General features: G+C 52.2%; 22 protein-coding genes. 14 read left to right on the forward strand and 8 right to left on the reverse strand.

The features are described from left to right. Positions 1–24: 24 nt before the first annotated feature. The 3 genes from F608_RS0113565 to F608_RS0113575 all read right to left on the reverse strand — a co-directional run bounded on the left by F608_RS0113565 (position 25) and on the right by F608_RS0113575 (position 3,062). The gene (locus F608_RS0113565; RefSeq protein WP_022666191.1) at positions 25–1,281 is read right to left on the reverse strand and encodes a BPL-N domain-containing protein; all 1,257 of its coding nucleotides are present in this window, start codon (positions 1,279–1,281) and stop codon (positions 25–27) included. Positions 1,282–1,378: 97 nt separating this feature from the next. Beyond that, positions 1,379–2,689 (reverse strand): aldehyde ferredoxin oxidoreductase N-terminal domain-containing protein, encoded by a 1,311-nt coding sequence (locus F608_RS0113570; RefSeq protein ID WP_022666192.1) that lies wholly within the window; start codon positions 2,687–2,689, stop codon positions 1,379–1,381. Between the two features lie 13 nt (positions 2,690–2,702). Beyond that, on the reverse strand, positions 2,703–3,062 hold the full coding sequence (locus F608_RS0113575) for a 4Fe-4S dicluster domain-containing protein (RefSeq protein WP_022666193.1): 360 nt from the start codon (positions 3,060–3,062) through the stop codon (positions 2,703–2,705). Positions 3,063–3,320: 258 nt separating this feature from the next. Between F608_RS0113575 and F608_RS0113580 the strand changes: the two genes are divergently transcribed. The 14 genes from F608_RS0113580 to F608_RS34815 all read left to right on the forward strand — a co-directional run bounded on the left by F608_RS0113580 (position 3,321) and on the right by F608_RS34815 (position 19,277). Further along, on the forward strand, positions 3,321–4,070 hold the full coding sequence (locus tag F608_RS0113580) for a FadR/GntR family transcriptional regulator (protein WP_022666194.1): 750 nt from the start codon (positions 3,321–3,323) through the stop codon (positions 4,068–4,070). 183 nt (positions 4,071–4,253) lie between these two features. Continuing rightward, positions 4,254–5,699, forward strand: coding sequence for an FAD-binding oxidoreductase (locus F608_RS0113585; protein WP_022666195.1), 1,446 nt, complete (start codon positions 4,254–4,256; stop codon positions 5,697–5,699). 62 nt (positions 5,700–5,761) lie between these two features. Then, positions 5,762–7,072, forward strand: coding sequence for a (Fe-S)-binding protein (locus F608_RS0113590; RefSeq protein ID WP_022666196.1), 1,311 nt, complete (start codon positions 5,762–5,764; stop codon positions 7,070–7,072). A gap of 120 nt (positions 7,073–7,192) precedes the next feature. Then, positions 7,193–8,572 (forward strand): hypothetical protein, encoded by a 1,380-nt coding sequence (locus F608_RS31895; RefSeq protein ID WP_022666197.1) that lies wholly within the window; start codon positions 7,193–7,195, stop codon positions 8,570–8,572. Positions 8,573–8,736: 164 nt separating this feature from the next. Further along, positions 8,737–8,982: a hypothetical protein gene (locus F608_RS0113600; protein ID WP_022666198.1), complete on the forward strand. Its 246-nt coding sequence runs from the start codon at positions 8,737–8,739 to the stop codon at positions 8,980–8,982. A gap of 27 nt (positions 8,983–9,009) precedes the next feature. Beyond that, positions 9,010–10,020, forward strand: a complete 1,011-nt coding sequence (locus F608_RS0113605) for an MtaA/CmuA family methyltransferase (RefSeq protein ID WP_027362735.1) — start codon at positions 9,010–9,012, stop codon at positions 10,018–10,020. A gap of 348 nt (positions 10,021–10,368) precedes the next feature. Next, on the forward strand, positions 10,369–11,415 hold the full coding sequence (locus F608_RS0113610) for an arginase family protein (RefSeq protein ID WP_022666200.1): 1,047 nt from the start codon (positions 10,369–10,371) through the stop codon (positions 11,413–11,415). Between the two features lie 81 nt (positions 11,416–11,496). Further along, positions 11,497–13,071, forward strand: a complete 1,575-nt coding sequence (locus F608_RS0113615) for a CoA-acylating methylmalonate-semialdehyde dehydrogenase (RefSeq protein ID WP_022666201.1) — start codon at positions 11,497–11,499, stop codon at positions 13,069–13,071. A gap of 141 nt (positions 13,072–13,212) precedes the next feature. Then, positions 13,213–14,751 (forward strand): MSMEG_0568 family radical SAM protein, encoded by a 1,539-nt coding sequence (locus F608_RS31900; protein WP_022666202.1) that lies wholly within the window; start codon positions 13,213–13,215, stop codon positions 14,749–14,751. Between the two features lies 1 nt (position 14,752). Further along, positions 14,753–15,751, forward strand: a complete 999-nt coding sequence (locus F608_RS0113625; RefSeq protein WP_033398486.1) for an AIR synthase related protein — start codon at positions 14,753–14,755, stop codon at positions 15,749–15,751. 36 nt (positions 15,752–15,787) lie between these two features. After that, complete coding sequence (locus tag F608_RS0113630; protein WP_022666204.1) at positions 15,788–16,129, forward strand: YdhR family protein; 342 nt, start codon at positions 15,788–15,790, stop codon at positions 16,127–16,129. A gap of 34 nt (positions 16,130–16,163) precedes the next feature. After that, the gene (locus F608_RS0113635) at positions 16,164–17,165 is read left to right on the forward strand and encodes an alpha/beta hydrolase (protein WP_022666205.1); all 1,002 of its coding nucleotides are present in this window, start codon (positions 16,164–16,166) and stop codon (positions 17,163–17,165) included. A gap of 25 nt (positions 17,166–17,190) precedes the next feature. Continuing rightward, positions 17,191–18,618, forward strand: a complete 1,428-nt coding sequence (locus tag F608_RS0113640) for an NAD-dependent succinate-semialdehyde dehydrogenase (RefSeq protein WP_022666206.1) — start codon at positions 17,191–17,193, stop codon at positions 18,616–18,618. Beyond that, positions 18,615–19,277: a histidine phosphatase family protein gene (locus tag F608_RS34815; RefSeq protein WP_022666207.1), complete on the forward strand. Its 663-nt coding sequence runs from the start codon at positions 18,615–18,617 to the stop codon at positions 19,275–19,277. The genes F608_RS0113640 and F608_RS34815 overlap by 4 nt, the downstream gene beginning before the upstream one ends. Before the next feature lie 10 nt (positions 19,278–19,287). On the opposite strand, the gene F608_RS34820 is transcribed toward F608_RS34815, so the two are convergent. The 5 genes from F608_RS34820 to F608_RS0113670 all read right to left on the reverse strand — a co-directional run bounded on the left by F608_RS34820 (position 19,288) and on the right by F608_RS0113670 (position 21,510). Further along, positions 19,288–20,307 carry a CobW family GTP-binding protein gene (locus F608_RS34820; RefSeq protein WP_022666208.1) on the reverse strand — a complete coding sequence of 340 codons (1,020 nt, stop codon included), beginning with the start codon at positions 20,305–20,307 and terminating at the stop codon, positions 19,288–19,290. A gap of 22 nt (positions 20,308–20,329) precedes the next feature. Next, positions 20,330–20,584: a thioredoxin family protein gene (locus F608_RS0113655; RefSeq protein ID WP_022666209.1), complete on the reverse strand. Its 255-nt coding sequence runs from the start codon at positions 20,582–20,584 to the stop codon at positions 20,330–20,332. 22 nt (positions 20,585–20,606) lie between these two features. Next, on the reverse strand, positions 20,607–20,792 hold the full coding sequence (locus tag F608_RS0113660; protein ID WP_022666210.1) for a hypothetical protein: 186 nt from the start codon (positions 20,790–20,792) through the stop codon (positions 20,607–20,609). Positions 20,793–20,901: 109 nt separating this feature from the next. After that, on the reverse strand, positions 20,902–21,132 hold the full coding sequence (locus F608_RS0113665) for a hypothetical protein (RefSeq protein WP_022666211.1): 231 nt from the start codon (positions 21,130–21,132) through the stop codon (positions 20,902–20,904). Positions 21,133–21,147: 15 nt separating this feature from the next. Beyond that, on the reverse strand, positions 21,148–21,510 hold the full coding sequence (locus F608_RS0113670) for a hypothetical protein (RefSeq protein WP_022666212.1): 363 nt from the start codon (positions 21,508–21,510) through the stop codon (positions 21,148–21,150). Positions 21,511–21,535 lie beyond the last annotated feature (25 nt).

Genomic DNA, 21,535 nt, shown 5'->3' on the forward strand with positions numbered 1-21,535 from the left:
AAAATGGGTTAAACGGGCCAGGGATCATGGCCGGGCCATATCCTCTTCCCTTCCGCTGTTCTGCCTGTCAAACAGGGTATCAAAGTAGAGATCAAAAAAAGACATGGCCAGGATGTGCAGTTCATCAAAGAGGAGGACTGCGGTTTCAAGGCTGTCCTGTTTTTCATCCACCTGTTTTTTTATCCTCCGCAGCTCAATGGTTATGCTTGAGGCGGTTGCCAGGATGTTTTCGTACAGGCCCGGGGTCAGGACCAGGTATTTTTTTCTCTCAAGGGGCCGGATGCGTTTCCACATGGACTCCAGATAGACCCGTATCTTCTGAGGGGTATAGGTTTTTTTTCCGATCAGCCACTGAACCGGCTCAAATTCAAGGCCGCCGGCCGTGATCCTGGAGTTGCTCAGTTCCCTTTTAACGGAGAGCAGCAGACCTTTGGCCTCTTTTCCGGTCACCTTTTTAGGGGATGTAAGACCGGCCTCGGGTTCAGGGGAGTTCCCCGGAAAAAAGGGAAGAGCGCCAGATCTGTCCGCCAGGATGGTTTCCCGGAGAACGGCATGGATAATGAACTGGTTTGCCTGTTTATACCCCGGATGCTCCAGGTGGGGGCCCAGCAGATAAAAACAGCCCTGTCCAAAGGGGACACGGACCACAGCACCCCGTCCCACAAGGGACTGGTCTGCAATTTTCCGGTCGGACAAAAACAGGGTCTTGGGGGTAAATCCCTTATAGACGGCAAGGACCCAGGAAGGGTCAAGGGCATCCATCCCCGGACCGCCGTACAGAGGGGCCGTGAATTCAAGACTCGTTTCCGGATCCAGATGGGGCGTGGTCTTTAAGGCCACGCTTTCCCGGACAGGATGAAAGATGAAGTCATACCCATAGGCAAGGCAGGATGAACAGATCTGTAAATCTGCCGTGGGAAAAAGCCGGCTCAGGTTGGAGATCTTTACATCTACGAAGTTGAACCGGTCAAGGGGCTTTTGGGACGATTTCATGGGCAGGTAGGCCCCGGCGCAGGATCCGATGTACATCCCGCCCCGGGCAACAAAGGCTTCAATGGCCCGGGCCCCTTTTTCTCCCAAATGCCCGGCCACGGCAAATGTATCCCCCCCGGAGATCACCAGGACGTCGAGTTCATGGAGATCCTCCTCCTGAATGGATCCTTCGTTCAGGAAGACCAGGTTGTAGAATCCTGCCGTTTCAAACAGGTCCACAAACCAGAGCCAGGAATGGGAGGTGCCTGAGCCTGCGTATATTCCTATTTTGGGGGATGCGGTTTCCATGTGAATGGGACCGATTTCTGCCGGAAGGCAGCGGGAAAACTGAGAGAGAGGCCTTATTCCCGGTAACCCCCCTGCTCATCCGGCAGAAAATTCGGTTCTATCCGCAGATCCCCTTGACAACCTCGTCCAGCAGATCCTGGTCCAGGTCGAGTTCCGTTCCCAGACTGGCCAGTTCCAGCATGTTCTCTTCGGTCAGCTCCGGACACATCAGGGCAAACATGGGCTGAATGCCGAAGATCATGGCAACGGCCTGGCGTCTTTCCCACCAGGCCAGGATTTCATCATCCCCGGAAAGATCGAAATCATTGAAGATGGGACGGGCGGGGCACCAGGGCGTGAATATCCCCTTGCCAACCATGTCGATGGTTCCGCTGAGAGAATCAAAGGATCCAATGAGCTCATCCAGGGTGGATTTCCCGCTCAGTGTCGCAACGGCAAAGGGGTCGATCCCGTATTTGGCACAGGCCTTTAAGACTTTTCCGGCGTCCTGGGCGGAAAGTCCCAGCTTCTTCAGGCTGGACAGGGCAAAAATATCAGAAACAAGAACACCGGGCTCATCCTGCTTGGATTCTTCAACCATGCCCGGATCTTCGTCAAGGAAGAGTGCCGTGATGGTGGCGTAGGGAGTGAAGTAATCGGCGCTGTGGCGGTGGGTGACGGGAGCTATCCAGTCACTGACATCTTTTTCACCCAGGGAGGCCAGGATCGGGGCAATTCCCTTTTTGTTCATAAAATCGTTTTCCTTGGCCTCTTTGAGGATCTCCAGGGAACGTTCTACATAATCTTCAGGCTCTGCCACCTCGATCATGCCCATGCCCCTGAAGGCAAAGCCCTTCAGATTTTTAGAACCGAACAATTTTCCAAAACCGAACCGGTCCGGGCTGTTCCAGTGATTGCAGCAGACCTGGGCAAAATCCGATTGTTTTTCACCGGCCGGGCCGATGAGCATGGTCTGGAGCAGGTCGTCCCCCACAAGGGTTCTCAGGTCATCGGTGGCTTCCCAGACATCTTTTCCCCAGAGTTCCCCAGCATCGGTGATATCGGCCACGCCGTCGTGGATCCAGAGATAGACCGGGGTCTTGGACTGCCCTTTGACCACGATATAGTCAAAACCGGAGTATTTAATTTCCAGGCCTACCTTATATATGACGGGACAATGAGAGACTTTGCCCGTAACCGGGCTTTTGGCCGTTATCTGGCCCGAAGCCGAGGCAGGATATGTGGTTCCGGTGAGAAGTCCGGTGCCGAGAACGATGGGATCGTCGTCTTTGTATTTTTCGTAAAGATAATTGGTTATTCCGATGCCGCCGATTTTTTCTTCAACAAGGCTGTCTTCCAGCTCTTCCTCTTCCACTTCTCCGGCCGCTAAATCGATGATAAGGATATTTTCAGTTGATAAGTATTCCATCCTGGGTCTCCTTTTATTCGTCCAGTGTAATTGCATCTACCGGGCAGAATGCAACGCACATGGGCCCGTAGTCATCCATATCTTCGCAAAGATCACAGCCCTCTCTGAGCAGCATGGGTTTTGCGGAGGCATCTGCTTCCTTGTCCGGATCCGCCTCTTCCCCGATTTTGTTCACTTCCAGCCCTTCGGGCCGGGCAACAACAAGCACTTCCTCTTCTTTAAGAAGTACCCCGAAATAATCTTTTTTTTCACGGGCACGATATGCGACAATACACGATGAAAGAAAGGCAAATCCATCGTCTCTGTGGTAACTGCAGACCATTTCACACGCCATGCAATTGGTGCATTTTAAGGCATCGATTTTGATTCCCATTTTTCTTCCTTATTCGTTTTGGAGTTGGTTGATCTCAAATGACTAACTTCATAAAATGTTCCATCAGCTATTTAAGTGAATACCACCACAATATTCAAATGCATTCCTTTCGTATTCAAAAGCAAAATAAATGTCAATAGAAAAATATTAAAACATCTGATCTTTAAATGTTTAAAATATTTCTTGACATTCATAAATTAAAATGCAATCGATGGAATAATTGTTAATCCGCACATCAAATTTAGGGATGGGTAACCCATGGATTTTAAATTCGAAACCGTAAAAGCGAACAGGATCTCTCAAAACATCGTTGAGCAAATCCGTGGGGCCATTCTAGAAGGGGAGTTGAAGATCGGTGACCAGCTCCCTCCTGAAAAGGACTTTGCCAGGCATTTCGGAGTCAGCAAATCATCCCTGAGAGAAGCCTACCGGGTTCTGGAGGCCTATGGTCTTCTGGAGATCCGGCAGGGAATGTCCGGCGGAGCCTTTGTCAAGGAAGTGGATCTTCGGACGGTCAAAGACAGTCTGGTGAACTACTTCTTTTTTCAGAACCCGGGCCTCCGGGAATATACCCAGATTCGAATGTTCATCGAACCCCAGGTCGTTAAAATCTGTGCTGAAAAGGCCACAGAAGACGACATTCTATATCTTGAAGACAATATTCACGCCATGGAGCAGGAACCGGACGGGGAAAGTTTCATGAGTGACCTTGACAGCGCCTTCCACAAAAAACTGGTGGATATCACCGGTAACAAGATTATCAGCCTGATCGTGGAAAGTGTTCAAACCGCGTTGATCAATATAAAGCGCATCGTTCATACAGATGAGGAATTTCTGCACATGGTCTGTCAGGGCCATGAAAAGATTGTGGCGGCCATCCGGCAACGGAATCCGGAAATGGCAGGTCAGGCCATGATCGAGCATATTACTGATGTTGAAACAGGGATGCTGGCCAGTAAAAATGGCTCAATGATCATAACGGAAAAAGGACTGTTGAAAAGGATTTAAGGGGGGATCGGCCCCCCCGGCACCACCACCACATAAAGTTGAATGTAGGACCGTTTAGAGTTTAGTCCGAAAATTTTTACAAGGATTTAGGATTATTCAGTCGTATTGGTGCGTCCAAAAACAAGGCGCTCCAAAGGACCGGAAAACCAGGAAACCGAAAATTAAAATTTCAGGAGGGATTAAATGACCGGAATGCCATCAGAATCAAAGGTTGATTCTAAGATTACAAAAAAATTACGTGAAATAGTCGGGGAGAACAATGCAACCGATTATAAGCACATTCGCTACGCCTATTCATATGACCTGTCTTTTGTGAGTCCCAAACTGCCGGAGTATGTGGTCATGCCGACCAGTGTCGAGCAGGTCCAGGAAGTCATGAAGTTTGCCAATCAGGAAAAAATATCCGTGACTCCCTTTACGGCAGGGACCAATATCGGTGGATTGTGCATCCCTGAAAACGGGGGCATCCTGCTGGACATGAAACGGATGAACCAGATTATCCGGATCGATGATGAATCCCATTATTGCGTTATCGAACCGGGGGTATCCCATGCCAAACTGGCCAGTGAGCTGGCCAAACTGGGGCTTCGCTGGAGCTGGCCCGTAGGTCCGCCGTCGGCTTCGGTTTCTTCCAATGCCATCTGCCACGGCATCGGCGGTTTGAGCGGCCGGTACGGCCTCAACAGCGAGGAAATCACCTCCATGGAAGTGGTTCTGCCCACGGGAGAACTGGTCCGGGTGGGCTCCTGTGCCATCCAGGAAGATTCCTGGCACTCCTGCCTGCCCCTGCCCCGGGTGGACGGACTTTTCACCGGATGGCTGGGAACCACCGGCATTGTGACCAAAATCGGCCTTAGGGTTCATCCCATGCCGCCGGTTCTGAAGGTATTCACCGCCTCTGCAGAAAACATCGGAGACCTGGCAACCTATATGAGGACCCTGGGCAATTATGAGATCTGTGACGACATTACCGGTGTCTCCTGGTGGCTGTCCCAGGTACCCATCCCCTATCCCTATAAACCCAAACCCGATGATGCACCGGAATGGGTATCCTTTGCCACCACCTTTTCCTGGACTGAAAAAGAAAAACAGGCCCGGGAAGAGATTTGGCAGTCGATCATGGATGAGCAGACCAAAAACGGTTCTTCCGTGAAATCCACGGTCTATCCGGAAGAGGCTCTGCGGGCCAGAACCCAGCTGCCCAGCCAGATTGTAGGTTCCACCAAGAATTACACCAAACAGGCCGGCGCCGGCATCTCCTGGCCCGGGACCTTTACTCCGCTCAACAAATGGGAACCGGTGTACGAGCAATGGAAGAAGATCCTGGTGGAACGGAACCTGTCCCCGTCGGTCCGGGTGACCAACTATAGAGGCGTTCACTACGGAATGCTCCGGGCCATGATTCCTTTTCCGAAAAAGACCCCTGAAACCATTGAGAACGCCAGGCAGGCCATTGTCGAATGTCTGAAGGTGGATCTGGATGCCGGCGGAATTCCCTATAAACCGCCCGTAGACTTTGGATTGGAGATCAACAAGAGGGCCCACCCCGGATATGTGGAGTTGTTGAGAAAGACCAAAAAGATGCTGGACCCCAACGACATCATGAATACGGGAAAACTGGCATTGTAGCCGTTATGCACAAAGATGATAATTTTAAAAACCTTGTGTTGTAAATATATTTGGAGGTTCATATGAAGTGGGATATTCCTGCACTTGAAGATTTGGAAGATGCCGTATGGAGATGCACGGCATGTGGTAATTGCAAGACTGCTTACGATTTCGGTCCCCCGGCCACCTACGGAGAGATCTGCCCGGCCGGCGTGGAATTCGGTTTTGACGGCAACATGGCATCCAAGGGAAAGGTCGCGTTTTCCAGGGGGCTTTTAAGCGGTGACCTGGAATGGACCGAAGAGTTTGTCAACGATATTTACCGGTGTACCATCTGCGCCGGATGCCAGAACCAGTGTGAACTGGACCATAAACCCGTGATTCCGGAAATCATGGAGGCCATGCGCCGCAAGGCGGTAAAGGACGGCGTCGGCCCCATGCCCACCCAGAAGGTCATTGCCCAGTCCATGAGAAGCTATAACAATCCCTACCAGGGCCCGAGAAGGGTGAGGACCGACTGGACCCGGCCCTTTAAGAAAGCCAAAAAGCCCATCAAGAACATCATGAAAGAAGATGCTCCCATTCTGTTTTACGTGGGCTGCACCGGCGCCTTTAACCTGCCGGTAAGAAATTTCCCCGTGGCAACGGCTTCCATCTTCCAGAAACTGGGACTGGACTTCGGTATCCTCGGTGAAAACGAGATCTGCTGCGGTTCAACCGCCATGAGACTGGGAGATGCCGATGAGTTCAAGCGGGTGGCTGAAACCAATATGGCGACCTTTAAAGACCTTCATGACAACCACGGGGTCAAGACCATTGTCACCTCCTGTGCCGGTTGTTTCAGGGCCTTTAAAAAAGATTACAGCCTTTCAGACGAATATGAAGCCTATATGGGGGATCTGAAGATTATCCATACCACGGACTTCTTGTTCCAGTACTTTAAAGAGGGCAAGATGAAGTTCACCAAGGAGCTTCCCTGGAAAGTCACCTACCATGATCCCTGCCACACCGGCCGTCATCTCATCGACTTTGAGGTGGACAAGGACGGTTCCCAGCAGTGGAAAGATTCCTACCTGGGTAAAAATGAAGAAAACTGCCTCTACGACATTCCCCGGGATATCCTCAAGGCCATTCCCGGACTTGACTTCAGGGAAATGGAGAGAATCCGCAGCAACTCCTATTGCTGCGGCGGCGGCGGGGGCGTTATGACGGGTTATGGAGACTGGGCGGCCAAGAACGCCGGCCTGAGGGTCCAGGAGGCCCTGGATACGGGAGCGGAACAGATGGTCTCCATCTGCCCCTTCTGCCACTACAATCTGAACGAGGGATCCAAAAGAATCAAAAGCGATATGAAGGTGTACGACCTGGTGGAACTCATAGACATGGTGCTCTAAAAAAGAACCGTGTCCACTGATCATGTCTTTAGGCAGGTGTTGTTTCCGGGTCCGGCCCCTTTTTCCGGGGCAGGGCCCAGGGAACAGCTTTTTTAAATTCATATAACAAGGAGAGAATGGATGAGTGCAATGCAAGAAAACGGGCGGGAGCTGCCCTACGCAGGCGGACCTCTAAAACTACGTATTCCCTTTGTTCATTACAGAATTGAGTACCAGGATTTTATCCAGGGGGCGATTCTAAGTTGCGTGCCCCTGGGCATCACCGCTGCCATGGTAAAGGTGTTGGGGATTCCCATTGAAGTGGCTGTATTGATGGTCGTCATCAACAACTTTCTTTACCTGTTACACACCTCGTTCGGAGACCCTTCGGTCAGCGGGTGGATTACCGCCGGTATTCCCCTCTACATCTCCTACCTGACCGGTTTCGATGCCGGACCCGAAAGGATAAAGGCCTTGATTGCACTGCAGGTGCTGGTGGGGCTCATTTTCCTCGTTCTGGGGGTGACGGGCATCACCCGGTGGGTCATCAAACACTTTCCGGTTTCCATGCGCTCAGGGATTCTACTGGGGGCCGGGTTTGCCTCCCTGATGCGTGTATTTAACCCGGCCCAGCCCTTTATGGGAAAAATGCCCATTGCATTTGTCATTGCTGCCCTGGGAAGCTTTTTCATCCTGTTTTCAGCCAGGGCCCTGCGCTTCCGTTCCCAGTCCAGCCTCTTTGCCTGGGTGGCCAGCTTCGGGATCGCACCGGGATTTGTCATCGGGTATATCGCCGGCCTGATCACAGGTGAAATTGCTCCGCCGGCCGGGGTTTTTGACCGGTTCATCATTGACATGCCCTTTGGCGAAATGGCCACTACCTTTACCGCCATCGGTCTGGGAATGCCCTCTGCAGGGCAATGGGTGGCTGCCATTTCCCTTGCCATTGTCGCCTATGTCCTGGCCTTTGGGGACATCCTGGTCCTGGAGGCCATGATCGATGACTGCAACAAGACCCGGACCGATGAAAACATTGTTTTTGAGGTTCCCAGAAACCATATCATCACGGCGACCCGGAATATTTTCCAGGGTTTCTGCGTTCCCTTCCTGCCCCTGTGCGGCCCCCAGTGGACCGGCGGACAGGCCCTGGTCGTCAACCGGTTCAAACACTCCACCCCGGAACAGGAACCCTCTTACTGGGGCGGTGCCACATCTCTTTTCTGGGGCATGAGCATTGCCATGGTTTTCCATCCCCTGGTACAGATCATCCTGCCGGCCAAACTCATCGGGTTCGGCCTGACCCTGCTGATCCAGGGATATCTATGCGTTTATCTGGCCTTTGCCATGTGCTCCAACAATGTCCAGCGCGGGATTGCCGGCGTCATGGGCGCAGCCCTGGTTTCCGCCAATTATGTCAAACTCTGGGGCAGCCCGTTCTGGTCCGGACCGACCCTGGCACTGATCGTGGGCGCGATCCTCTTTTTCTTATTGGAATATGACGGAAACAAAGAAGAGGCGTAACTCTTTTTTGACGATCCCATCGGACCGCCAATAAGAGGTCAGGGTGGTCGGCACTTTACATCAATTCCAAACCTTTACCTGAACCATAAAGGTATGCCGACCGCCCTGACTTTAGATAGATTATCATAAATGCATTCTAACCTCAATGAAACCCGGGTGAAACCATGTGGAAAAAAGAAGTAAAAACCAATTTGGCATTGTTTTTAAAAGCAGGCCTCCCGTTTACTCTGGCGGGAATGGCCATTGTTTTTTCGGGGATATATATCATCAAGCAGGTATTTGCAGGAAATGAGTATCTCACGGTCATCCTTTTTGCCTGGCTGGCCGTGTTCTGGATAATCTATCAACCCCTGTTCAAGAGCAGGATAGCAAGAACCAAAGCAGGCTTGAAAGACAACGGAACCCTTTAAATTAAAATGGATTTTAAGGAGATCACCATGAACTTAAAAGAAAGATTTATGAACCGGCTGGAAGGCAAAAGCGTGGATATGACTCCGGTGGGATGCACCACCACCTACGGCCTTGTGGACCTGATGAAAAAATGCGGTGCGGAAAGACCCCTGGCCGATACGGATCCCCAGGCCATGGCAACCCTGGCCATGTCCGCAGAGATTGCAGGATTTGAAATGGTCAAGGCCATGGGATGGGACATCACCCCCATGAGCGAGGCTTTTGGATGCGGCCTTGGCGTGCCCCAGATCGATTTGCAGTACTGCATCAAGGAACACCCCTATACGGACAGCCTGGACAAGCTGGAATACCCGTCTGATTTCCTGGACCGGGGAAGGTTTCCCGCCTATAAGAAACAATTCGAAATCCTGAAAAAGGAAGTCGGGGATAAAATGGTGATTTTCGGTGAATCCGAAGGCGCCTTTACCTGCGGGGCAAATCTTGTGGGGACCGAAGCCTTCATGAAATGGATGTTCAAGCGGAAAGCCGATGTGGAAAAGATCCTTGAGGTGACCAAACTGGCCATGATCGATGTCATCAACTTTGCCTTTGAAAACGGTGCGGATTACTATGTGATGGCAGAGCCCACCGCAGGCCCCGCCCTCATGAGCCCCAAGCTGTTTAAGAAATTTGTGGTTCCCGTACTCTCCGAGATCGTTGATAAGACAAACGGCCCCCTGGTCCTTCATATCTGCGGAAATACAGACCTGATCATTCCCCTGATGTGTGAAACCGGGGTCAAGGGTCTGAGCATAGAAGAGGGAGCCAATATGAAGGAGGCGGCCAATGTCGCCCACCAGAACGGCGTCCGGGTATTCGGCAACGTGGCCACGGCCACCACCCTTTTCATGGGAACCCCTGAAGATGCCTATAAGGAAGCCTGGGCCGCCCTTGAAAACGGAACGGATTTTCTCTGTCCCGGATGCGGGATTGCCCCGGGATCTCCCCTGGAAAATGTTCTGCAGTTGAAAAAAGCCAGGGACGATTTTTTTAAATAAGAGGGGATATCCGCAGGGTCAGCCATAGCCCGGTTTTTGGCGTGATCTGCTGATCCCGCAGGGTTTTGGCCGCTTGATCCAATAATAACTTTTGATGATTGGCATTGTCCCCCCGGGAACGATTTTCCCGGGGGAAACCCCCGGAAATCCGGCATGGACGAAATAGATACCGGATATTTCACGGATAAAATATATAAAGCTTTAAACATCAGATGTTTTAATGATTTAAAATTTTTATTGACTTGCCATCGCCATTTGTTTACCATTGGACCCAATTTGGAACCCAGGTAATTTCAACGGATTATGGAAAAGATACACCCTAGGAAAATAAAGTTTTTTGGCTGCCCCATGGATTGCGATGAGAAATATGACGCCATCCAGGAAAAGCTTCAACCGCTTTGGACAGCCCAGGGCTTTGATGATCCCCTTGACGGGGTCATGGACCGGTTGGATTCTGATCCAGCCTGTTCCTCTGTTCATCCGGAGGCCTGGGAAAACCTGGGCTCCTTACCGGTACCCGGCTGGCTGGGCCCCAAACCCGGCCCAACGGATCGTTCAAAAATTTCCACGGAAAACTTTATCTCTTTTATCGACAGCGACGGCTGCAGAAAAATGGCTGATGAGGCAGGCCGATTCGTGAGCGAGAAGATTCTGCCCGACATCCCGCTCATGATCGGAATAGACCATTCCCTGACCGGGGGGATCTATTCGGTCCTGGCCCGACATTACGGCCGGGAAAATCTGTCCCTGATCATCATTGACAGCCATACGGATGCCGTGCCCATGTCCGCCCTTGCCGGGGCAATTCAATATGATGTGGAAACCAACCCGTCCTCGTTCCATGACGCGGATGATCCGTTTTTGTATAACCGTCCCGACTCCTATAATGCCAGTTCCTTTGTACACAGCCTTGTGAATGAGGGGGAGGTGGACTTTAAAAATCTTTACATTATCGGGGTCAGCGATTATCCGGAAAAAAAATCCCTTCGGATCAAGGACAAACGGATCAAAAAATATACCGACGCCTATACTGGATTGAGACGCAAGGGGGCAAAGATCATCACCAAGAAAGAGTGCAAACTCAGTCCCCAAAAGATAAAAGGAGTTTTAAAAAAGGTATCCACTCCCTATGTATATCTTTCCATTGATATGGATATCGGGGCAAACAATGCCCTGGAAGGGGTCAGGTTCAGGAACTGGACAGGACTGGATGAGGGAAAAATCTATAAGCTGGCAGACAGCATCAAAGAAATTTTTTCCAATTCCGTTCAATTGGCCGGCATGGATATTTGTGAGATTGATCCCCGCAGGGCCGGAGAAATGCAGGCTTCGGGCCGGGATCAGACCTATGAGATCGCGGCCAACCTGGTAAAAAAAATAGTGTTTACCCAATAATCAAAGGCTGAAACCATAAAAATATTACAGCCGAAATTAATATAATAGCACCATTATTTAAATGAATTAAAGGAGACACAAATGGTAGAGAACAGGTATTTTGATATTGAAGATGAATCTGCAGACGTCCCGGTAAAAAAATTGAAATATTTTGTGGGCGGCGAGTTCAAAGTATCCGCCACCAGCAATTACATGGATTGTTATAATCCCTCCACCGGCGACGTCATCGCCCATGCCCCCCAGTGCACCCAGGATGAAGTAGACAGTGCCATTGCCGCAGCAACCGCTGCATATCCCGAATGGTCCTCCACCCCTGTCAGCAAAAGGGTCCAGGTCTTGTACAAGTTCAAAGCCCTTGTGGAAGAGCACCTGGAAGAACTCACCTATCTTCTCTGCCAGGAAGAGGGTAAAAACTGGACCGAGTCCATGGGTGACGTACTCAAGGTAAACGAAGTGGTTGAATTTGCCTGCGGAGCTCCCCATCTCATGAAGGGTGAGTCCCTGATGCAGGCCAGCAAAGGCTACGACACCGTCCTTTACCACGAACCCATCGGCGTGTTCGCCGGGATTGCCCCCTGGAACTTTCCTGCCATGATTCCCCACGGCTGGATGACTCCCATCTGCGTGGCCACGGGGAACTGCATAATTCTCAAGGCGGCCAGTTTTGTTCCCCAGTCCTCCCTCAGACTGGCGGAGCTCTGGCGTGAAGCCGGCCTCCCGGCCGGTGTTCTCAATATTGTCACCGCCGGCAGGAACGAGGCGGAAATATTCCTGAAACATCCGGATATCAAGGGTGTCAGCTTTGTCGGATCCACCAATGTAGGCAAACATATCTACAAAACAGCGGCTGCCAACGGCAAACGGGTCCAGGCCCTGACCGAGGCCAAAAACCATGCCCTGGTACTCAAAGATGCCAAGATTGAAAGAACCGCCCGGGGCATCATCAACGCCTACTGCGGATGCGCAGGCGCCCGCTGCATGGCCTGCCCGGTCATCGTGGTTGAAAATGCCATTGCCGATGAACTCATCGCTTATCTGAAAAAATTTGTTGCTGAAATGAAACTGGGACCTGCCTATGAAAAAACCACGGGCATGGGCCCCATCATGAACCAGGGTCACCTGGATTTTGTTACGGGCTGGATTGAAAAAGGGATTGAAGAAGGTGCCGAGCTCATCGTTGACGGCCGGAACCCCACCGTGGAAGGGTATGAAAACGGATTTTACCTGGCCCCCACCATCTTTGACAATGTAACCGATGACATGACCATCGGCGATGAAGAGGTGTTCGGCCCGGTGCTGTGCATCAAACGGGTCAACTCCTTTGAAGAGGGCATCACCCTCATGAACAAGAACCGGTTTGCCAACGGTTCGGTCATTTACACCCAGAACGGACACTATGCCCGGGAATTTGCCTATCGAACAGATGCCGGCATGGTGGGTGTCAACGTGGGTATTCCGGTTCCCCTGGGGATTTTCGGATTCACTGGACACAAGGACTCCTTTTTCGGCGATCTCCACTGCATGGGTAAAGACGGTTTCACCTTTTTCACCGAGAGCAAATGCGTCACCCAGACCTGGTTCCCTGAAACCGACGAAGCAGTAGGCAAGGTAGATACCTGGGATGGTACCATTTCATCCATGCCCACGGACAAGTAAATTCTAAGATAAATCCATAACCGGGCATCATTGCCCGGTTATGGATCCCAAAAACCTGAAATGAAATTACAGCTTGTGGGAAAGGATGATTCTTGTTAGAAATCGGTGAATTGACCAACCTGTAAATGGGATATCGGGCATATGCACCACCTCATCACTGAAATCCAGAGCCTGGGAATCCGGGTTCATGAAGACATGGCCGGGCGCAAAGGCGGCGCAGGTCCTGCCGAGGGGCGGGCCTTTATTGTAAACGGGATCCCGGTCAGTGTTCCCCTTGCCGCAGCCTATGTCTCCCAGTCTCCTTTTTCCCTGCAAACACCCCAAACTCCGGAAACCGGATATGAACTGCTGAAAAACGGGAAGCCGGTTTCCAGGATCCGGGTGGTGGAGGAACCGGAGTTTTACAGCCGGTCCACGGAAGAGGGAATCCCCTATAGACAGATCGCCCTGCTCCACGGGAAAGACTGCCTGGCCACCACGGTACTCCAGGAATGCGTCCACTGGAAAACATCCCAAAGGTGCAGTTTCTGCGCCACCCAGGCCACCCTGGCCGCCAAACAGACCCTTGCCAAAAAGACCCCCCTCCAACTGGCCCAGGTGGCAAAGGCCGCCCGGGAAACCGACGGGGTGACCCACATGGTCCTCACCTCGGGGACCGGGGATCCTCCGGGAAGTGAGATTTCATACCTGGCCCAGTGCGTCCGGGCCATTAAGGCCCATGCCAACATCCCGGTCCAGGTCCAGATCGCCCCGCCAAAAGACCTGGGTCTCATGGAAGAGCTTGCCCATGCCGGGGTGGAGTCCCTGGGCATCCACATTGAAAGTTTTGATGCTGAAATTTTGTCCAAAGTGGCCCCGGCCAAGGCCCGGATCGGGCTGGATCACTACGAAAAGGCGTGGAAAAAGGCGGTGGAACTCTTCGGAGTCAACCAGGTGAGCAGTTTCATCATTGCCGGCCTGGGCGAAAAAGAGGGAAGCATTGCCTGGGGAAGTGAGTTTCTTGCCGATCTGGGGGTGTATCCTTTTGTGGTTCCCCTGCGCCCCATCCCGGGATCCCGGCTGGCAAAGGCCAAACCGCCGGAATCAGACATCATGAAACGCCTTTACGAGACAGTGGCCCGGATCCTCCGGGACAAGGGACTGGCCACGGATAAAATCCTGGCCGGATGCGCCCGGTGCGGGGCATGTTCCGCTTTATCCTCCTATGAAACCAAAGAAAAGGAGCTTGTCTGCCATTCCGCCCGGAACCGGGCCGAGAGAGCAGAGGCCTTCAGAATCAGAAGAGAGGTTTTTGTATTGGAACAGGGGCTGTTTGACGGATCAGATCAAGACGAAAATGATGGGGACTCCATCCATCTCGTGGCCCGGCAAAAGAAAAGAATTATCGGTACGGTACGGATTTACCGAGATCCGGATAAGACACCGGACAAATGGATCGGGGGCCGGCTGGCCGTTGAAAAGAATTTCAGGGCAGGTTCCGCCGGATCGGCCCTGGTCCGGGAGGCCATGAAAAGAGTGAAAAAAAAGGGATGCAGGGAGTTCTTGGCCCATATCCAGGAAAAAAACATTCCCTTTTTCCTCCATCTGGGCTGGAAGCCCGTGGAACCGGTACGCCTCCATTTCGGCCGCCCCCACCAGAAAATGCAGGCAGATTTAACCCTTGTTCCGAAAGATGCATGATATGAACCCCACCCCTTTAGATGAAATTGTCGCCTCGGTCAGAAATTATGCGGGCCTCACCCGGAAACTGCCCATCAAAGGGGTGGTCCAGGAACTTTCAGCCACCCATGAATACGGTAACGCCCTGCCCAATTACGGGGATGACGCGGCAGTGATCCCCTTTAAGGACGAGTTCCTTTTGTTTGCCACGGACGGGATGATGACGGGCCTGATCCTCAACGAACCCTATGCCGCGGGAAAGGCCTCGGTCATGGTCACGGTGAACGATATCTTTTCCATGGGCGGCAGACCCCTGGGACTGGTCAACGTCCTGGCCAGCGGTGACGAGGAAGAGCGGGCCAGGATCGTGAGCGGGATAAAAAAAGGATGCCAGAAATTACAGGTCCCCATGCTGGGAGGCCATCTTCATCCCGATCCCGGCCTTAAGGTTCCCTCCCTGAGCGTGGCCATCCTGGGCCATGCCAAAAAGACCTTGAGAAGCCATTTGGCAAAGGCGGGGGACGATCTGATTCTGGCCATTGACCTGTCCGGAAAACGGGGGTGCAGTTCTGTAACCTCCTGGGATGCCAATTCCGGTAAAACCCCGGAAGAACTGCATCACCGTCTTGAGGCCCTGCCCCTGATTGCCGAAAAGGAATGGTCCTGCGCCGCCAAGGACATCAGCAATGCAGGAATTCTGGGCACCATCTCCATTTTCATGGAAAACTCTGGAAAAGGAGCGTGGATCGATGTGGAAAAACTGCCCCGGCCCAAAGACATCGATCTTTTGGACTGGCTCCATTGCTTCCAGAGTTACGGCTTTATCCTGTCGGTCCATCCGGACAATTCCCCAAAGGTGCTCGACCTGTTCTCCCAAAGAAAGGTGGATGCGGCCGTGGTCGGCCAGGTGACCGCAACCGATCAGGTCATCATTGAAAACAGCCGGGGATCTAAGGTCTTATTTGATTTTCAGACCGATGAAATCACCGGCATCCGGTATCAGCCGGGGGAGGGGCCCTAGTGGATCTCCCTATTCTTGAAAAAAAGGAAAATGACCATGGATAAAAAAGCTCTCTGGGTGGTTTTCCGCCCCAAGACACCCGTTGACCTCGATAAAATGAGAAAGATGTATCTGGGCTCCTATCCCCATTTCAGGGAAATGGATTCTTTGTTTGCCAAAACCTGGTGGGTAAACCCGGAAAAAAATGAATGGGGAGCCATGTATATTTTCAATTCCCAGAAAGAGGTGGATGAGTACCTGGCCTCGGACCGGTGGCGGAACAAGGTCCCGGAAAAATACGGGTGCCGGCCGGAAGTCCAGGCGGTTCTCGACATCGGGGCCGTCCTGTTCAAGGAGGCCGTGACCTCGGGAGAAAATTCATGGCAGACCTCCGAATAAGCTTAGGCATCCGTTAAAAGGGGAGTCTCTCCGTATGCCGGTTCACCCCCAGGCCCAAAGGATTCTCGATGCCGGCAAATTGCTTTCGCCCATGGAAACCCTCACCGTGGCTGCGGCCCGGCAAAGATGTATGGATACCTTCTGCACCGGCCATCCCCCGGAAAAGATAAGATCAATTCAAGACCGGATCCTGGATCTGGGTCCGGATCTCAGGTTGGACGCTTTTCAGGACCTTGGGAGCGGACCCTTCCCGGACCGGATCCCTGTCCGGATCTACACCCCGGACGGCCAGGCTCCCCAGCCGGTCCTGGTCTATTTCCACGGCGGCGGATTCGTGGTCAACAACCTGGACACCCATGACGGGATCTGCCGGAATCTCGCCAACCGGGCAGGATCTATCGTGGTCTCGGTGGACTATAGCCGGGCACCGGAGTTCCGGTTTCCAGCGGCATTGCTTCAATGCTACAAAGCCACTGCCTGGGTAGCCCGGAATGCCGCCCAGATCGGGGGAGATCCCCATCGGATCGCCGTGGGCGGAGATAGTTCCGGGGGCACCCTGGCCGCCGGAGTCACCCTCATGGCCCGGGATATGGGCGCACCCCCTGTCTGTTTTCAACTGCTCATCTACCCGGCCCTGGATGACTGCCTGCCCGGAACCCTCTCCTATCGAAAGTTTTCAACCGGTTACTCCCTCACCCTGGCCATCATGAAATGGTTTTTTGATCATTATCTTCCCGGTAAAATCGATAAAGATACTCCCTACCTGTTTCCGGCACGGTCCAAGAGCCTGGAAAACCTGCCCGGGGCCCTGATCATCACGGCGGAATATGATCCCCTGCGGGATGAAGGTGAAGAGTATGCCTTCCGGCTGGAAAAAGCAGGATCAGACGTGACCCTGAAAAGGTATGAGGGAATGATCCACGGATTCATCATCATGCACCGGGCCATTGACAGGGGAAAACAGGCCCTGGAAGAGGCAGGAGAATTTTTAAAAAACAGATTCGCGTCCCTTGGGGAAAGCCAGGGGAACATTTAACTTTTTAGACCAAAGGAATTTGGCCATGTTTATTAACGGAAAATGGGAAAAGGCGGAAGACAACGCCCAGTTTGAGGTATTTAACCCGGCCACCGGAGAGATGATCACCCGGGTGGCGGATGCCGGTCCTAGGGATATTTCCCGGGCCATAGATGCGGCGGACCAGGCATTTCCTGCCTGGTCCGCTTTGACAGCCTTTCAGCGGTCCCAATATCTTTACCTGGCCTGGCAGCTCATGATGGAAAAAAAGGAAGACCTGGCCCGGATCATGACCATGGAACAGGGCAAGCCGCTCAAGGCCGCCCGCAACGAAGTGCAGTACGGGGCTGATTTTCTTCTCTGGTTTGCCGAAGAGGCCAAACGGGTATACGGGCAGACCATTCCCTCGGCAAGGCCGGACCAGCGCTTTATGGTCCTGAAACAGCCCATCGGAGTGGTGGGCGCCGTCACCCCCTGGAACTATCCCGTATCCATGATCACCCGGAAACTGGCCCCGGCCCTGGCCGCCGGGTGCACCGCAGTCCTGAAACCGGCCGAGGCAACCCCCCTTTGCGCCGTTGAGATGTTCAAGATCTTTGAGCAGGCAGGGATTCCGGCAGGGGTGGTCAACCTGCTGACCAAGCTGGATCCAAAACCCGTGGGCCAGGCCTTTGTCTCCGATCCCCGGGTGAAAAAGCTGACCTTTACCGGCTCCACCCAGGTGGGGAAATTTCTGGGCCGGGAAGCCGCCGGCCATATGAAACGGATCTCCCTGGAACTCGGGGGGCACGCCCCCTTTATCCTGTTTGACGATGCCGATCCCGTCCATGCCGCCAAAGGGGCGGTCCTGGTGAAGTTTCTCAACACGGGCCAGGCCTGTATCAGCCCCAACCGGATCTTTGTTCCCCGGTCCATGGTGGAGGATTTTACCCGGGAGTTTGTCCAGAGGGTTAAGGCCATGAAAGCCGGGAACGGGATGGATGACGGGGTCAGGATCGGCCCTCTGGTGGGAGCCGATGCCCTTGCAAAGGTGGAGAATCAGGTCAAAGACGCCCTGGACAAGGGTGCGAGGCTTTTGGCCGGCGGAGAACGGCTTACACAGGACCGCCTGGAACGCGGCTGGTTTTATGCCCCCACCGTACTCACGGGGGTGACCCCGGACATGCTGATCTATAGGGAAGAGACCTTTGGGCCGGTGGCCCCCGTCATTGCCTACGGCCCGGAGGAGGATGTGGTTGAAATGGCCAATGACACGGTATACGGCCTTGCCGCCTATGTCTATACCAAGAGCATTTCCCGGGCCATGTCCGCCTTTGAGCGCCTTCATTTCGGGATCATCGGAATCAACGATATCAATCCCACATCGGCCTCAGCCCCCTTTGGGGGTATGAAGGAAAGCGGCATGGGCCGGGAAGGCGCCCGGGAGGGTATCGAAGAGTACCTGGAGACCAAGCTGGGAGGCTTTTCCATTTGACCACCCGGGTCATCCTGGTTTCCCATGCCTTGACCCCCTGGAACCTTCAGGGAAGGGTCCAGGGTCACACGGATGTTCCCCTGCACCCCCTGGGCTGGGAAATGGCCCGATGGCTGGGCCGGCAACTGGCCGGGGAGAGGGTTGACGCCATTTACACCAGCGATCTGATCCGGGCCGTACAGACAGCCCTTCCCTGCGCCCGGCAGAAATCCATTCAGATAAAAACCGACATACGGCTCAGGGAGGGGCGCAGTATCCTTCAGGAGCGGTCCGCTCTTTACCCGACCCTGGATTTTTCCAAGGAGGTTGAAACAAAGACCGATCTTTTTTTAAGAATGAACAAGGCCCTCTCGGAAATTGCCGGGACCCATGGGGGAGAATCCCTTCTGGTGGTTTCCCATGCCGCTGCAGTGGATATTTTTATCAACGCCCTTCTGGAAAAATCCGGGGATACGTCTTTGCACAAAGGCACCCGCATGGCCTTAAATTTTCTTTGCCGCACCCCAAACGGATGGCAGATTGACCACCTGGAAAAAGATCATTTCCTGAAAGTACCGGACCAGGGGCGATGCGCCCCATATTGTCCAGGTGATCCAATGGAATCCGGTCACCCAGACCAACAGTCAAAAGGAATGATATTTCCCGGCCGCGGTCGTTAATCATTGATAGTCAGTTCTGTATCTGCATGGGATCAAAAGTTGATTTTTTTACCAGGTCCGGAAATTTTCCGTTCAGGGTTTCCAGCGCGCCAATGGCTTCCGGGGGACCGATAAAAACCACATGGTTCAGCAAAGGGGTGCAATCTTTGACCGGCGAATAGGGTTCAATAGCGTGCTGTGCCATTACCAGGTTGAACAGATACATCTTGTCCCTGCACCCAAGCACTCCTTTGGCCCGGATCAATTTTTTGGGTAACCCCGAAACCATTTTTTTAAAGTCATCGATATCGTTTCCCTGCCACAGATACACGGCAGACAACAGGCGATCAGGCGGAACAGCATCCGCGTCCGGGTTTTCAATCAGTTTTTCAATTGCCGCTTCAAGTTTTTCTTCTGTTAAGGGCGCCAGCTCCTTAGGGACGAATTCTTCCTTTTGACCGTCGGAGAAAAACGGTTCAATGGGGATATCGGAAAATGTGGTCTCCATAAACCGGGCCGAGGAATTGTGTGTCCTGACCAGATTTTTTATGGCCTCTATCTGTTCTCCGGACACCAGATCAATTTTGTTGATAACAAAGAGGGAGGAAGATTCAATCTGTTTTTCCACCGATGCAAAAGATTCGTAAACATCCTCAAAACAGGCAGCATCAATGATGCAGATCTGGTCTGTTAGGTGAAATTGGCCATTGAATATCGATAAACTCAAATCCTTTTTCAGGGCCGTTGGATTGGCCACTCCTGTGGATTCAACAATCAGAAGATCCGGTTTAATGGTGCGGGCGATTTGGTTGAGGGATTTGATAAAATCGGTTTTCACACAGACGCAGAAGATAGAACCCCGGCTGATTTCAAGCATGTCGAAATCATCTCCCTCGATCAAGGTCCCGTCCAGTCCGACCTCTCCGAATTCATTCATCAGAATCATCAGCTTTTGATCTTGGGGTACTTTATTGACCATACGATTGAGAAAAGTGGTTTTTCCACTTCCTAAGAATCCTGTAATCAAAATAACTTTCGTCACAGCTCCCATATTTGCTTTCTCCTGTCCCCTCTCAGCTTTGTTTCTTCCTTGCTGTAAGCGTGTCGATGAGTTTTTCTTCGCTGAGCACCATGCCGGATGAAATCAATTCACCTTCAATGACCAGCCCAGGCGTTGTAAACACCCCCATTTTAATGAAATAATCTATATCATTTGTTTTTTCTATATTTGAGACCGCAGTCAGCCCGGTTTTTTCCAGGGCCTTGACCACATTCTCATATAAGGTATCACAGCTTTTACACCCTTTTCCCAGAATTTCTATCTTCATGAAAGAGCCTCCTTCAACCTTGTTAAATTTGATTTTTTTTGAAGAACCGCTGTTGGATTTCCTGAATCATGACTTCCTGACCCGGTATGATGGAGGAATAGACAATAGTTCCGTCCATGGCAATGCTGGGAAGGGATTTGGCTCCTATTTCCCTGAATCGCATGACCCCTTCCATGGTTCTTAAGTCCCATTCAAACACCTCTATCATTTCCTGAATTTCCTGAGGTAAAACCTTTACCGACTCTGCCATATAGACACAGGCTGTTCACTGTCTGAAATCGGTCAGCAGGACATCCACCACTATTTTACCGGCCAATTCAATTTTCTCCCATCATCAAATGCAATCTCTGTTTCAGTTCATCCACACCCGGTATTTTTTCAAACACAGGTTCTCCGTTTATCAGGATTGAAGGAACAGCAATCTGTCTTTTGAAAAGGGTCATGATCTTCATGTACCGCTTGGCCCCGGCAGGCGTTCTGGTGATCACTTTTTCAACCCGGACCCTGTCCGTGAAATCAGCCGCTGCCGCTTCAGCCACCCGGGCCATATAATCACAGGGAATTCAGTGTTCCCCTTCATGAATAACCTCAAGGAGTATCTGCCGCTGATTTTTCACTTCATCAATCCCCTCTTCAAGCTCATGTCTTGGTGGGATGGCATCAAAGAACAGCTCTCCATTGATAAACAGAGAGGGTATGGGAGCAATCCGTTTGAACTCGTAGACTCCCGCCTCCCCGAACAATTCAACAGAGAGTTCGAGAAACCGTTTTTTCCCTGGGGCTGTCTGCAGGTCAATTCTCCGGTATTCGACAATATCGGAATACTCCGGAAGAATTTCTTTTACCGCCTTATCCATATAAAAACAGGGAAGGCAATGGTTTGCCTTGTACATTACTTCGACGACCACTTTTTTCTGTGTATCCATAACCCTTTATTTACTTTCTGAAATA

It is taken from the genome of Desulfospira joergensenii DSM 10085, assembly GCF_000420085.1.
Lineage (GTDB): Bacteria > Desulfobacterota > Desulfobacteria > Desulfobacterales > Desulfobacteraceae > Desulfospira > Desulfospira joergensenii.